The sequence below is a fragment of the Aquisalinus luteolus genome (genome assembly GCF_009712425.2).
Classification (GTDB): Bacteria; Pseudomonadota; Alphaproteobacteria; order Caulobacterales; family Parvularculaceae; genus Aquisalinus; species Aquisalinus luteolus.
In genome coordinates, this window is record NZ_VCJR02000001.1 from 1,247,044 (window position 1) to 1,258,818 (window position 11,775).

An 11,775-nucleotide genomic window follows, 5' to 3' on the forward strand; every position below is an offset into this window, starting at 1 on the left:
AGCATATTTGATCTTGAAGGCAAAGAAAGCCACATCATACCTTACAGGAAATTGTACCTTACGAAAAATTGAGACATATCAATCTCATCCGACCATTTCCCCGTGTTACACGCACCACTCAAAAGGGAGTATTCAATGAACATCACTTTCTCAAAGGCCGCCCTGCCGAAAGCCGGCATCATTGTCGTGCCAGTCTTTGCCGACGGCAAGCCGCCAGCAGTTTTTACCGATCTGGACGGCAAGACGGATGGCGCGCTGACCCGCGCGACGAAAGCGCGGGATTTTTCAGGCAAGGCCGGGCAATTGCTGGAGATCCCGAGCCCGAAAGGTCTCGACAATTCCGCGGTCTGCCTCATCGGTGCCGGCAAGCGCGGTGAACTGGACCTGCTTGCCGCTGAGGCCCTCGGTGGCCGTGTAGTTGCTAAATATCTGCGCGACGGCGAAAAGGCACTGGTCTTTGCCCTCGACGGGTTCGCCGATGATGATGCCGGCCTTGCCGCCCGCGTCGCTTTCGGTGCGCGCCTGCGCAGCTATTCCTTCGACAAATACCGCACCACGGCGGAAAAATCCGAATTGCCGGCCCTGACGAAGATTGCCTTCCACAGTGCCAAATCCGCTGCAGTGAAATCCGCCTTTGCCGATCTGGAGAAAATCGCGGACGGCATCTTCCTCACTCGTGATCTTGTTTCAGAGCCGGCCAACATTCTCTACCCCGAGAGCTTCGCCCAGCGCTGCAAGGAACTGGAAAGCCTTGGCGTGAAGGTCGAAGTGCTCGGCGAAGCGCAGATGAAGAAGCTCGGCATGGGCTCGCTGCTCGGTGTCGGACAGGGCTCGGTCAAAGAGAGCAAGCTCGCCATCATGAAATGGATGGGCGGCCCGAAATCACAGGCACCGGTCTGCTTCGTCGGCAAGGGCGTGTGCTTCGATACTGGCGGCATCTCGCTGAAGCCGGGACCGGGCATGGGCGACATGAAATGGGATATGGGTGGTGCCGGTGCGGTGACAGGGGCCATGGCGGCGCTCGCCGGGCGCAAGGCCAAGGCCAATGTCATCGGTATTCTCGGTCTCGTCGAAAACATGCCTGACGGCAATGCAATCCGCCCGGGCGATGTACTGACTTCCATGTCCGGCAAGACGATCGAGGTGTTGAATACTGATGCCGAGGGTCGCCTCGTCCTCGCCGACGCGCTGACCTATGCCCAGCAGAAGTTCAAGCCGTCTGCAATCATCGACCTCGCCACCCTGACGGGGGCGATCATCATCTCGCTTGCCCATGAATATGCGGGCGTCTTCTCGCGCCATGACGACATGGTCGCCAAGCTCGATGCCGCCGGCAAGGTGACCGGTGACCGGGTCTGGCGCATGCCGGTCGACAAGGCCCATGAGGAGATGATCAAGTCGCCTATCGCCGACATGAAGAATATCGGCGGGCGCGAGGGCGGTTCGTCGACGGCAGCAGCGTTCCTGAAGCAGTTCGTCGATGACAGCGTGCCGTGGGCCCACCTCGACATCGCCGGTATGGCGTGGACTGAGAAGGAGACGCCGATAGTACCAAAAGGCGGCACAGGCTATGGCGTGCGGTTGCTGGATGAATTCATCCGCGCCAATTACGAGGCATAAGGAATAAAAAAGGCCCGGGATAAAATCCCGGGCCTTTCTTCATCACGCCTGTAGGCGGGTGGGGGGGTAGATTACAGGGCGTGACGGTAGAAGAACTGCAGGCTCGTATTGCCGTAGTCGACTTCGAGCGTATCGCCGTCGACGTCGAATTCGACATCGCTGGTGCCCAGATAGCTGGCTTCAAGGCCGACCAGGCCGCCGCTCGCGCCAACCGGACGGGCAACGCCGCCCTTGAACTGGTAACCGAAGACACCTTCGTTTTCGTCTTCAGCATCGACATTCACATAGCCGAGGCCAGCGCCGATGTAAGGAACGAAAGCACTGTTCTCGACGGCGAAGTCATAATAGCCGTTCAGGAAAACACCGAGCGAGGAAAGGTCGCCATCGGCTTCGAACGTCTGTCCTTCAGCTTCGAAGTCACCAATCGAGTTGGAGCGATAGGTCAGTTCGATATCGCTGCGGAAGCCGTTGCCGAAATGTTTACCGAGCGCGCCACCGAGGACATAGCCGGTGTCGGCGTCGTAGCTGCCGGAGAAATCACCGAGACCATCGATCATCAGTTCGGCATCGTCCTGAACGATGAAGTTCGCGCCACCGTGACCTTGAATGTAATAGCCGCTATCCTGTGCAAGAGCGGAGCCGCCAAATGCGATGGCAGCCAGAACGGAAGTAGAAAGTGCGATTTTTTTCAGAGACATTTATTGTCCCTCCTCATTATGATTTCGTGTTGAAGGCCGGCGTCAATAGCGTCGCCCGCATGGCGTCCGGTCTCGCCAGGTCACGACCCTCGTGGCCTGCAGCGAAGCGATAAGTGGGGGGCGAATTGTGGTTTTAAAGGGGCAAAATCATCCTCTCGCATCCGTGATAAATATTAATTCCGCATGGGGATCATTACCAGAATGACAGAAGTGCTTTTTTATCATCTGGAGAGGGCGCGGCTTGAGCATATTCTGCCGGATCTGCTCGAGAAATCGCTCGAACGTGGCTGGCGTGTCCTCGTTGCCACAAGTACCCGTGACATGGCGGACACGATAAATAATTTTCTCTGGACCTATACGGACGAAAGTTTCCTGCCCCATGGCGCCGATGGTGACGGTACTGACCACCCGATTTTCATTACGGAGACCGAATCAACCGGCGGGGAGCGCGATATCCTGTTTCTCGTTGAGGGAGCGGAAACCGAACCGGACCAGATAGAAAATCTGACACGCTGCATCAGGATCTTTGATGGCAGCGATGAGGATGCCGTTGCAGCGGCGCGGGTCTTTTGGAAAAAGGTCAAAGGCGCCGGGCATGACGCGACCTATTGGCGTCAGAGCGAGAACGGCCGGTGGGAGAAGCAGGGATAGGGGTTGACCGGTTTCAAGAGCGCATACTGATCGAAAGCAGGGGGTAGAATATGGAAACACTGGTACCGGTCACGCAGCATGGCGTAATCAAGCGACCCCTGGTGACGATGCGTCTACACTATATGGCCGACGCCTTGGTGATCGACCTCCTGCCGCGCGCGGTCTATCTGGAAAAGCCTGATCTCGATGACCTTGCCGCTGACAATCCGATACACGGGACCCTGCAGGGCGCCGGGGAAGTTGTCGCTGATGACCACTACTTGCGCCTGACATTCGACTTCATCGAGGCGCTGGCCTTCAGCACGGTAGAGCAGGGCGCTCATCCCGCGGCATGGGAAACGGATGACGAGGCGATGCCGGTACATGAAGGGCAGGACCGGCCCTATCCGTTTGTGGAGGTTCGGGGGTCATCCTGGTGTAAAACCGTACCATCAGAGCCGACGCATTTTCGCATCGTGACGATGAACAACCGGCTCGACCTGCTGGCTTATGAGCCAAAAAGTCAATGGATGGACCGTCCGTAGCGCGCCGCCGGGGTCAGTCTTCGTCGGTTCGCATCACGCGGATGCCGATGGCAGATCGGGCGACGATATTGTCCTCTTCGCCTTGCCAGCCGGTTGCCTCGATAAAGGCAAAACGGCGCCCGACACGCTGCAGGGATATCCGCGCCAGCATGTCTTCTGCCTTTGAGGAACGAAAATAGCTGGTGTGGACGCTGGTCGTGCGCAGGCGCACAGACGGCGAGAGGCGGGCGATGAGTTCCAGCCGCGCGCAGCTTTCCAGGAAGGAGGAGATGACGCCGCCGTGCAGGGCGCGGATGATCGGATTGCCGATATGCCCTTCGGCAAAGCCGAGGCGATAGGTGAGGGCATCGCCCTCGGTTCTCGCAGAGATATTGAGCCACTGGCTCATGCCGGAGCTGGCAATATCATTCTGAATGCGCTCCAGCGCATCGGGGCTCAACTCGGGAACGCCGTTTGCCATCGTCGCCTCCCTCACAGCCGCGAGGCGGAGGACCGCCCCTTGGTGCCGACCATGAACGTGCCTTCGGCGAGCGCAATTACATCGCCTGTTTCGGCGCAAACTGCCTTGCCGGAGCAGAAGGCGACATCGTCGGCGATGCCCTCGCAATGGGCCATCACCTTGATCGCCTGTTCCGGTTCCGCATGGCCCAGATAGTCCGTTTTCAGATTGATCGTCGCGATCGGCATGAACTGGTCGAGGCGCGTCCAAACCGTATAGGCAAGGATCGTATCGAGCAGGATGGTGAAGATGCCGCCATGAATGACCCGTTCTCCTGAGGCAGAGGCGCCTTCCGAAAAGTCCGCCGGCACGGTGATGCTGAAATCGGCCTGACCGCGCATGATCCTTGTCGGCCGAAACGTCTTCAGCCGGGCAAACAGATTGTGCTCGTTCTGGATGAACTGGCGCGACGCCTCCATCATCGGCAGGATGAAGTCTGGCAGGTCGTCGCCTATTTCGAGTTTCTGATTGTCCGGCTTTTTGGTATTGGGGGCAGGCGTGTCATTCATGGATTGCGCAGTTTTTCTTCTTCATACTGAATGCCCCAGCCGATCAGCTGGCGCCACAGGGCTTCCACCAGCGACGGGGGCAGGCCTTTTTCATCGGCCCTTTGCTTAACACGATCGATCACCTGCTGGATACGCCAGGGTACAGTTGCTTCCTCGGGCTTGGATTTGAGCTGCCAGGCACGGTCGACATAGCCCCAGCGCTCGGCCATCAGATCGACGATTGCCGCGTCCAGGCGGTCGATCTCAATGCGTACTTCATCCATGTCCTTGCAGTCCTGCGGTGCCTTGCTCATGTCCTGTCCTTCTCCTGCCCGTTTTCGGGGTTTGGCGCTTTATGCTTCACGAACCTCCTTTGTGAGCACTTTCGCTCCTTTTTCAAGGGTTCTGTGAACAGGACATTTGTCGGCAATTTCCAGCAGGCGTTTGCGGGTCGCCTCGTCGAGGTCGCCGGTGAAGGTCAGCTCCCTTTCGAAATGGTCGATATGGGTGCCCATGGCACGGTCGTCCTCGGTGCAGTGCTCGCAGTCATCGATATGCTTGCGGTCGTGGCGTACGCGGATCGAGACTTTCTCCAGCGGTATATCCTTGTGGTCGGCATACATGCGCAGCGTCATGTTGGTGCAGGCACCGAGCGCGATGGAGAGATACTCGTAAGGCGTCGGGCCCGTGCCGAGGCCGCCGACACTGGTTGGCTCGTCTGCCAGCATGCCGTGGGGGCCGACCTTGACCGCGTTCTGGAACTTGCCATGGCCGGTTTCGGTCAGCTCGACGAAGCCATCTTCTTCCTGTTCTTCCGGCATCGGGTCGCGGGTACCGATATAGCGGGTCGCCCAGGCCGAGATGACAGTCGCGGCATAGGCGGCATCGCGCTTGTCCGACAGCAGATGATCGGCCTGGTCGAGTGAGCAGAAGCTTTTCGGGTGGCGTGCCGCCTCGAACAGGCGCCGTGCATTGTCGACGCCAACGGTCGCATCGATCGGCGAGTGCAGGATGAGCAGGGCGCGGTCGAGGGACGCGGCGCTCTTTTCGACATCATGCCGGTCGAGGTCATCGAGAAATTGCTTCCTGATCGTGAACGGCCGCTCGCCAAGGCTCACCTGCGCCTCGCCTTTCTCTCGAATCTCGGTGAGCTTGCCGGCAAAATTCTCCGTCACATGGGTAGCGTCGGCGGGGGCAGCGATTGTGGCGACAGCCTTTACCTCCGGTATCTCCGCCGCGACGGCGATGACGGCGGCCCCGCCCAGAGAATGTCCCACGAGCAGGCTTGGTGCTTCATAATGCTCACGCAGGTAATCAGCCGCGCTCTTCAGGTCGGCGAGGTTCAGGGAGAAATTGGTGGAGGCGAAATCACCCTCCGAACTGCCCAGCCCGGTGAAATCGAACCGCAGGACGGCAATCCCCGAAGCCGTCAGCGATTCGGCAATCTTGCGCGAGGCCGTCAGGTCCTTTGAGCAGGTGAAGCAATGGGCAAACAGCGCATAGGCCTCGACCCTGCCAGCGGGCATGTCCAGACGGGCAGAGAGCTGCGCGCCCGATGCGCCGGTGAAAGTGTGCTTGACGATATTGCCTGCCATGGCGTGCCTCTCCTAGCTGCTATCTGGCTGCTATCGGTCATATAGGGACTATGAACAGAAAAAGCCCCGCTCGTGCGGGGCTCTGGATACAATTGTCAGGCATCGCTGTCAGGCTGAGTGAGACAGCTCGTCGGTGACGGTCCTGTTGCGGCCGCCGCGCTTGGCCTCATACAGCTTCTCGTCGGCGCGGCTGAGCAGGCTGAGCGCATCGTCGCTCTCGCTGAGGCTGGCGATACCGAAGGAAGCCGTAACCGCTTCCATAGGCTTGCCGGTCGTTTTCAGTATCCGTTCCTTGCCTTCGAACTGACGTCGGATGCTCTCGATCAGGGCTTTTGCGCCGCGCACATCGGTCATCGGCAGGACGATACCGAACTCCTCGCCGCCATAGCGGGCGACGGAGTCCCGCCCCTTGATGGAGGACGAGATCATTGCGGCGAAATCCTTCAGGATCCAGTCGCCGATGACATGTCCGTGCACGTCGTTGACCTTCTTGAAATGGTCGATATCGGTCATCACGAGGCAGAGGTCATGGCCGGCGGCCTTGGCCGAGGCGATCTCATGGGCCAGCGTCGCGTCAAAGAAACCGCGATTGCCGACCTGGGTCAGCGGGTCTTTCAGGCTGCGGGCGCGCAGGTCGGCAAGGTCGTCGCGCAGCGACTGGATGTGGTCTTTCGAGCGGTTGAGGTTTTCGCTCAGCGCTTCGGTCTGGACCTGCATTTCCTTGTTGCGCAGGATCAGTTTTTGCACGAGATCGCGGATTTTTGCCGGATCGGACAGGCCGGGCAGGATCTCGTTCGCCTCGCCGAGGCTGTCTGAATAATCCTGGCTCCGGTCCGCGCTGGTCTCCATCATGTGGAGGATGTTCGACAACTCCTTGTCGAAGTGCTTGCCGATGGCATCCTGCGCCTGGACGATCCTTTTCTCGTTGTCGCGATATTCCGACAGGATCTGGTCGATATCGTATTCGCTCAGCGTACCGCTCTTGCGCAGGATGTCCTCGACATCCTCGCGCAGGGCCTCGTTGTCGCGGGAGGCGTAGGAATACCAGAGTTCATACGTCTTCGGCTTTGGCGGTGTCATGTAACGGGCGACAAGGTCGAACACCTCGCTGGCGACCTGGACGCTGTGCGAATAATCGTCATCCGTCGCGACCTGCGTTGTGTATTTTGTATTTTCGGTCTGGCTCATCAAGATCCCCCGCACAATCGTGCTTTTTCTCATTGTCCTGATAATCGGGGAAATTGATGGGAAATTGGTTAATGGCTGCCATGAAATGCAGTATTTTAAAGTAATTCAATGAAAGTCACAGATCAGGGGTTGCGAGCCACGACGCGCCACAGCCGGTGGCCGCTGGCGTGATACTTTCTCTCAAAGGGTGTTAACGGATTGCTGACTGCGAGTACCTCTTCCAGACTCGCTTCGCAGTTATAGACCGTCAGGGCATGGGCAAATTCTTCCGCATATATCCGCCAGTTTGTTCTCAACTCAATCATGCCGCCAAGCGCCAGGATTGAAGGAAACACCGGTGAGGCATGCCATCGCCGGGTCAGATGCGCAGCCTTTGGGTATGGGTTGGGATAAAGCAGGTAGTGCCGGGCCAGCTGCCAGCTGTCTCCGGCCATCATGGGATAGATATCCATGAGGTTACCCCTCACCAGCTTCGCATTGGCGGGTAGCGGCTCGCGCTCCCGCGTCAGCCGGGCGAAAGACCGATCGATGCCGATGACAAGGTGGTCCGGATAACGCTCTGCCAGCGCCCTCGTGCTGTCGCCCGTGCCGCAGCCGGAATCAAGAATGACGGGTATACCCCGATGCGCGGCCCTTATTGCGTTCAGCGTGTCGAATGCCTTGCGGGAATGGATGGCTGGCGGCTTGCGAAAATCCGTATCCCGATATCGTAGAACCCGCGCTTGCAGGTCGTCGTGAATACCAGACTGGTTTGAGGTAACTCTGCGGGAGGATGAAGCCGTCATCAGCCGGGCAGGGCCTGCTCGGCTTCGGCCTTGGCGTTTTCGTAGATTTCGCTGGCGGTGAGCCAGTCTTCCTCGGCCTGTCCCAGCGCCTCGACCGCGCGGGCGCGATCTTTGGAGAGTTGTGTGGCCTTGTCGATATCCGTTTCGAACAGGCCTGGCGCCGCCAGGGCCTCGTCCAGCTTCGCGATGTCACCCTGCAGCCGGTCCATCAGCTTTTCCAGCTCTTCGCATTTCTTCTTAAGTGGGCTGAGGGCCTTGCGCATATCGGCGGCGGCCTTGCGCTGGTCGGCCTTGTTGATCACCGGCCTGGTATCTGCCGGTTTCTTTTCTGATTTCTCGGTGCGGTTGGCCTCGAGGATCAGGTCGCGATAATCCGACAGGTCGCCCTCGAACCGTGCGGCCTTGCCATCCTTGATCAGCCACAGCCGGTCGGCGACCGCCTCTGCGAGGTGTGCATCGTGGGTGATTAGTATGACCGCACCCTGATACTCGTTCAGCGCCAGCATCAGCGCCTCGCGCGAGTCGATGTCGAGGTGGTTGGTCGGCTCGTCGAGGATCATCAGGTGGGGGCCCTCGAAGGTAATGAGCCCGAACAGGAGCCGCGCTTTTTCACCGCCCGACAGTTTCTCGGCGAGCACATCGGCCTTGTCCGGCCCGAACCCGATCTGCGCCGTGCGGGCGCGCACTTCCGCTTCCGTGCCGTCCGGCATCAGCGCGCGGACATGGTCATAGGGCGATTGCTTCGGCTTCAACTCGTCGATCTGGTGCTGGGCGAAATAGGCGATGCGCAGCTTCTTCGACTTGTAGATATTGCCGGCAAGGGCGGGCAAGCGGCCCGAGATTGCCTTGACCAGCGTCGACTTGCCCTGGCCGTTGGCGCCGAGGATTGCGATCCGGTCGTCCTGGTCGATGCGCAGGTTCACGTCGCGCAACACCGGCTGGCCCTCCGTATAACCAAGGTCGGCCTCGACCACGCGGATGATTGGCGGCGCCATGGGCGGTTTGGGATCTGGAAAGTGGAACGGGATCGTGCGCTCCTCGATCGGGATCGAGATTTCCTGCATCTTTTCCAGCATCTTGACGCGTGACTGCGCCTGCTTGGCTTTCGAAGCTTTCGCCTTGAACCGGTCGACGAAGGCCTGCATGTGGCGGCGGGCAGCTTCCTGCTTGGTCGCCTGCGCCATTGCCACTGCCCGCTGTTCCGCCTTGCGGCGCTCATAGGTGTCGTAATTGCCGTTATGGACGGACAGCTTGCCCTGATCCAGCGCAAGGATATGCGTGACCGCGCTGTTCAAGAGGCCGCGGTCGTGGCTGACGATGAGCGCCGTATACGGATAGCGGCGGATATAGCTCTCCAGCCACAGCGCACCTTCCATGTCGAGATAGTTGGTCGGCTCATCGAGCAGCAAGAGGTCGGGGGCTGAGAACAGGACGGCAGCAAGGGCGACCCGCATGCGCCAGCCGCCCGAAAAGTCAGAGCACGGACGGGCATGCGCATTGTGATCGAAACCGAGGCCCGACAGGATGATCGCCGCGCGCGCTTCGGCTGAATGGGCATCGATATCGGCGAGGCGTGTCTGGATTTCGGCAATGCGGATCGGGTCGGTCGCGGTTTCTGCTTCTGCGAGCAGGGCGGTGCGCTCGGCATCGGCGATCAGCACTGTGTCCAGCAGCGAATCCTTCGTCGCCGGCGCTTCCTGCGCGACCGAACCGATGCGCCGACCCTTGCGCAGGGAGAGCGAGCCGTCATCTGGCGAGATCTCTTCGCGGATCAGCTTCAGCATGGTCGACTTGCCGGTGCCATTGCGCCCGACGAACCCGACCTTCCAGCCATCGGAGATCGCCGCCGTTGCTTGGTCGAACAGCACGCGCCCTTCAATGCGATAGGTCAGGTCGTTGATATGCAGCATCATGGGCGAGGGTCATAGCCGCTAGCGCGAGCGGAATAAATCCCTTTCGCAGCGAATGAGGCGTGGGTCAGAAACCCCAGCTTTCCGGGTCCGGATAGGCCCGCCTGTCGGAGGCAATCATGATGCCCTTTACGCAGCGCACGATATACCAGACGAGCTGGCCCAGTGAGGCGAGGGCACCGATAAGCGCAACCAGAACGCCGGGCAGGATCTGTTCCTGAACGAAAAAGGGAATAGACAGGCAGATGATCACCACAGACAGGATCATGTAGAGAATGCCTTTCCAGAAGACGTGGATGGCATTGTCATAATGGCTGTCGAGCCAGGTCGTGGGACGTGATTTGCTGACATAGGCGAGGATCAGGCCCACCACAGGCGTGATGATCGTGAAAAACCCGACCAGATAAAGCACATAAATGACGATGGGCATCTGGACGGAGTCATCGCGGGAAGAGCCTTGGGAAGCGGATAAATCGCTCATGTTTCTCTCATTCCTGTTTTGACGCCCTCTGTCTGTATCAGTTTATATAGAGTGGTCCGGCAGGACTTGCTAGGCCGCTTCCCCATTGCTATAGGCCCGCGACACCAATTTCTTTCCACTGTACAAGGATACCGAACCATGGGCCTCGAGCGCACTTTTTCGATCATCAAGCCGGACGCAACGCGCCGCAACATCACCGGCAAGATCATTTCCAAGCTGGAAGAGGGCGGCCTGCGCGTCGTTGCATCCAAGCGCATCCATATGAGCCAGGAACAGGCAGAAGGCTTCTACGCTGTCCATAAAGAGCGTCCGTTCTTCGGCGAACTGGTTGAATTCATGATGTCCGGCCCGGTTGTCGTCCAGGTTCTGGAAGGCGAGAATGCCGTTGCCCGCAACCGCGAAATCATGGGCGCCACCAACCCGGCTGACGCCGCAGAGGGCACGATCCGTGCTGAATTCGCTGAATCCATCGGCGAAAACTCGGTTCACGGCTCCGATGGCCCGGATACGGCGAAAGACGAGATCGCCTTTTTCTTCTCTGACGACGAAATCGTCGGCTAAATCAGATGCTTGCGGGCTGAACCCCGCATGAACACTGGGATACACAGTTTCGTGAGGCAGCCTTTCAGGCTGCCTCTTTCTTTCCCACATGTGCAAAAAGAAGCCACATTTGCCCTGAAAAGACCTGTATCACGTCGCGAAAAAGACGATGCGGGGAACAAATATCGGCATCAGACCGTTATTTATGGGAACAAGGAGTAAAGGTCATGAAACGTACAACTGCTGTATTACTGGGCATCGCCGCAACCGGATTCGGTGCCGCAAGCTTCGCCAGCACTTATGTTGTGCCGAGTCAGTTCGGCGCTGAAAGCACCGAAATCGTTCTCGAAGATGCTCGCCTGAACGCCGACAACATGTTCGACAAGATCGACGTGAATGGCGACGGCCTGATCTCGATTGACGAATACGCTTCCCAGGCTGTGGTGAATGCATCCCTGTCCCGTTTCAACGGCGTGGTCGCAATCGACGGCCGTCAGACCTTCCACATCACGCTTCCAAATGAAGCGACGGGTCGTCTGGCCTCTTATGAGCAGACAACGATCGATGCGATCGCCCGCAATGAATTCTATGCCTTTGCCGGCTCCGACAGCGCGATGGATCGTCGCGAGTGGATTGCTGCAAAGCTGAATGATTTTGCCGAAGTCGACTTCAACGAAGATGGCCGTCTGAGCGGTCCTGAACTTGAGGTCTACACGCTGAATATCGCGCGCTTCCAGACTTCGGTCAGCTGATCCTACCCTGACTACCCTACTTGGATACCCTCAAAACTGCCCGC

The 11,775-nt window shown here is 58.8% G+C and carries 14 protein-coding genes; 5 read left to right on the plus strand and 9 right to left on the minus strand.

From position 1 onward, the window contains the following. Positions 1-135 precede the first annotated feature (135 nt). Positions 136-1,620, plus strand: a complete 1,485-nt coding sequence (locus FF098_RS05825) for a leucyl aminopeptidase (protein ID WP_155138354.1) — start codon at positions 136-138, stop codon at positions 1,618-1,620. A 71-nt stretch (positions 1,621-1,691) separates the two neighbouring features. Here FF098_RS05825 and FF098_RS05830 read toward each other — a convergent pair whose 3' ends face one another. Beyond that, entirely contained in the window at positions 1,692-2,318 is a 627-nt protein-coding gene (locus tag FF098_RS05830) for an outer membrane protein (RefSeq protein WP_155138356.1), read from the minus strand. Positions 2,319-2,519: 201 nt separating this feature from the next. Here FF098_RS05830 and FF098_RS05835 point away from each other — a divergent pair, with 201 nt between their 5' ends. Next, positions 2,520-2,969 carry a DNA polymerase III subunit chi gene (locus FF098_RS05835; protein WP_155138359.1) on the plus strand — a complete coding sequence of 150 codons (450 nt, stop codon included), beginning with the start codon at positions 2,520-2,522 and terminating at the stop codon, positions 2,967-2,969. Between the two features lie 50 nt (positions 2,970-3,019). Then, positions 3,020-3,493: a hypothetical protein gene (locus FF098_RS05840; RefSeq protein WP_155138361.1), complete on the plus strand. Its 474-nt coding sequence runs from the start codon at positions 3,020-3,022 to the stop codon at positions 3,491-3,493. A 13-nt stretch (positions 3,494-3,506) separates the two neighbouring features. On the opposite strand, the gene FF098_RS05845 is transcribed toward FF098_RS05840, so the two are convergent. The 8 genes from FF098_RS05845 to FF098_RS05880 all read right to left on the minus strand — a co-directional run bounded on the left by FF098_RS05845 (position 3,507) and on the right by FF098_RS05880 (position 10,439). Then, positions 3,507-3,953 (minus strand): PaaI family thioesterase, encoded by a 447-nt coding sequence (locus tag FF098_RS05845; RefSeq protein ID WP_155138364.1) that lies wholly within the window; start codon positions 3,951-3,953, stop codon positions 3,507-3,509. Between the two features lie 11 nt (positions 3,954-3,964). Then, positions 3,965-4,501 carry a PaaI family thioesterase gene (locus tag FF098_RS05850; protein ID WP_155138366.1) on the minus strand — a complete coding sequence of 179 codons (537 nt, stop codon included), beginning with the start codon at positions 4,499-4,501 and terminating at the stop codon, positions 3,965-3,967. After that, positions 4,498-4,794 carry a chorismate mutase gene (locus tag FF098_RS05855; RefSeq protein ID WP_155138368.1) on the minus strand — a complete coding sequence of 99 codons (297 nt, stop codon included), beginning with the start codon at positions 4,792-4,794 and terminating at the stop codon, positions 4,498-4,500. The genes FF098_RS05850 and FF098_RS05855 overlap by 4 nt, the downstream gene beginning before the upstream one ends. Positions 4,795-4,833: 39 nt before the next feature. After that, on the minus strand, positions 4,834-6,075 hold the full coding sequence (locus tag FF098_RS05860) for a bifunctional alpha/beta hydrolase/OsmC family protein (protein ID WP_155138370.1): 1,242 nt from the start codon (positions 6,073-6,075) through the stop codon (positions 4,834-4,836). 108 nt (positions 6,076-6,183) lie between these two features. Beyond that, the gene (locus FF098_RS05865; RefSeq protein ID WP_166426350.1) at positions 6,184-7,263 is read right to left on the minus strand and encodes a GGDEF domain-containing protein; all 1,080 of its coding nucleotides are present in this window, start codon (positions 7,261-7,263) and stop codon (positions 6,184-6,186) included. A gap of 122 nt (positions 7,264-7,385) precedes the next feature. Beyond that, the gene (gene trmB / locus FF098_RS05870) at positions 7,386-8,048 is read right to left on the minus strand and encodes a tRNA (guanine(46)-N(7))-methyltransferase TrmB (RefSeq protein WP_155138374.1); all 663 of its coding nucleotides are present in this window, start codon (positions 8,046-8,048) and stop codon (positions 7,386-7,388) included. Next, a complete protein-coding gene (locus tag FF098_RS05875; protein ID WP_229714520.1) occupies positions 8,048-9,961 on the minus strand; it encodes an ABC-F family ATP-binding cassette domain-containing protein in 1,914 nt (637 codons plus the stop codon). Before FF098_RS05875 ends, trmB begins: the two co-directional genes overlap by 1 nt. Positions 9,962-10,025: 64 nt before the next feature. Continuing rightward, positions 10,026-10,439, minus strand: a complete 414-nt coding sequence (locus FF098_RS05880; protein ID WP_155138376.1) for a DUF4870 family protein — start codon at positions 10,437-10,439, stop codon at positions 10,026-10,028. Positions 10,440-10,577: 138 nt separating this feature from the next. On the opposite strand from FF098_RS05880, the gene ndk reads away from it, so the two are divergent. Both ndk and FF098_RS05890 read left to right on the plus strand, forming a co-directional pair. Then, positions 10,578-11,000: a nucleoside-diphosphate kinase gene (ndk, locus tag FF098_RS05885; protein ID WP_155138378.1), complete on the plus strand. Its 423-nt coding sequence runs from the start codon at positions 10,578-10,580 to the stop codon at positions 10,998-11,000. Between the two features lie 206 nt (positions 11,001-11,206). Continuing rightward, entirely contained in the window at positions 11,207-11,731 is a 525-nt protein-coding gene (locus FF098_RS05890; RefSeq protein WP_155138380.1) for an EF-hand domain-containing protein, read from the plus strand. Positions 11,732-11,775: the final 44 nt, after the last annotated feature.